3 protein-coding genes are annotated in these 1,650 nt (G+C 46.4%); 1 reads left to right on the top strand and 2 read right to left on the bottom strand.

Features of this window, described 5'->3' with window-relative positions:
• The coding region (locus EBR25_13815) for a hypothetical protein (GenBank protein NBW42046.1) at nucleotides 1–432 on the bottom strand (432 nt) is incomplete at its 3' end.
• Nucleotides 389–916 (bottom strand): hypothetical protein, encoded by a 528-nt coding sequence (locus tag EBR25_13810; protein NBW42045.1) that lies wholly within the window; start codon nucleotides 914–916, stop codon nucleotides 389–391. The genes EBR25_13810 and EBR25_13815, both read right to left, overlap by 44 nt.
• Before the next feature lie 106 nt (nucleotides 917–1,022).
• Between EBR25_13810 and EBR25_13805 the strand changes: the two genes are divergently transcribed.
• Nucleotides 1,023–1,650: hypothetical protein (locus EBR25_13805; GenBank protein ID NBW42044.1), on the top strand; the 628-nt coding region annotated here is incomplete at its 3' end.

Below are 1,650 nucleotides of genomic sequence, written 5' to 3'. Positions count from 1 at the left end.
GAAAGGGTAAGACTTATGCAACTCGGTATACAGGGGGTCTTCAGAGGTTATTTTATCCTCAATAACCGATGTGTTCCATATATCTAGGGACTTAGAAAGAAGTTTTATGCAGCCCTCTAGTGTATTTTCACCGTATTTTTTCCTCATGCGGTTGAAGTCATCGACCAAAAGGTCCAGAGAAGATATGTCCTTAGCCTTGGGCCACCTGACCGATCTCTCTCCGCACCAGGAGATTGTGATGAGGAGGGAGAGGAGGGGTAAAGGGAGATTGTCAGGATTTTCCAATCTCTTGGCCATTACCAGTGCTCCCTCTGCCACCACGGCTTTAGCTATCAACCCGTCATGCTCGCCTTTACATTTGCCATATGAGGTGTCCTGATTAAACGTATCACGTACCTGCTTCCTTTTCTCCGGAATCTCCAGGAGCTTCATTTCCCTCTCGTGCCTGTGCTTCTCCCTTACTTTCCACTTGTCGTGATCGATTATTTCTCGAACTAGATCGGGAGGCAGATTTAGACTTGCCAGATCCTTTAGTTGTTCCAGAAAGTCCTGATCCATTACTCGATTTTAGCACGTCTTGACGAGAGATGCTCACAATGTCCTTGTAAGACCAGGAATAAATGATACGGGTCGAAGAAGAGCCTGGAATCCTGCCCATATCGATACCTCGAAAGAACAGGGTATTCAGCTCCCGGTCAATCGCCGCTCCGGGTTCGTCATACATAACGATCCTGACGTCGTCCGGGACGACGTCCATGGCGTAGTGGAGGGAGGCGAGGGTCGTATGATCATAACCACAGAATACAAGGTGGTTATAGCTTGTCAAGGGAATGAAAACCTTTGACGGATCGAGAATGAGCTGGCTTACCTCGACTCCGGGGACGCCGGATAGCTCGGAGTCCAGGTGGTCGATCATTTTTCCCAAATCTTTTTCGGACTTGGAATTTTCTGTGAAAATCAGGGCGATCTGGTAGGACATCGGTTGAAAGCTAATTAGCAGTAGAATTATAGCACAGGATTTTGTGTCTGAGATCGGTAAGTTAGTTACGGAAAGGGCAGGTATCATTGTCACCAAAGGTATCGATGAATACCCGGGGTATCTCAGTGACCAGGATAAGTTAAGATTCTATAAAATAGCCATAGACCTACTCTTATCTATCAACGCAAGGATAGAGTTGAATGACGTAGTTACGCTGTCCCCGTTAAGAGATCAATTGATCTCCGGAGTGTTCGCTCTTGGCATCAATCAGGAACTAGCGATAGCTCTGTTTAAATCTGTAGCTAAGAACCTCTATGAGGAGATAGATAGGTCGGGGTATAGGGATCCTAGGATCATTAGAGAATTCGAGAAATACGAATCTCTGTTAGAGGAGAGTATTTCCGATATAAACGTCCTGCTGAGTGACAACATATCGGAGTTTCTGAGCACCATCGATCAGTATGCTGATTCGGAGACGGCGATAGACCTCGGCACCACCCGGTCCAGGTTATTAGCCGTTAATAGGCCGGAAAACACTGGTTTCTCTAGACCTAGTAGATTGAAAAGCCGCTACAGCGTGGTGTTTGACAGGAAAGTACGAGATGTGAAAGAAGTCATCTCCAGCTCTGCTGTGGATATCAACTCCATTACTTCGGATTCAAAGATCGATG

Source organism: bacterium (assembly GCA_009926305.1).
Classification (GTDB): Bacteria; Bdellovibrionota_C; UBA2361; order UBA2361; family RFPC01; genus RFPC01.
This window is presented reverse-complemented; position numbering and strand designations above follow the sequence as displayed.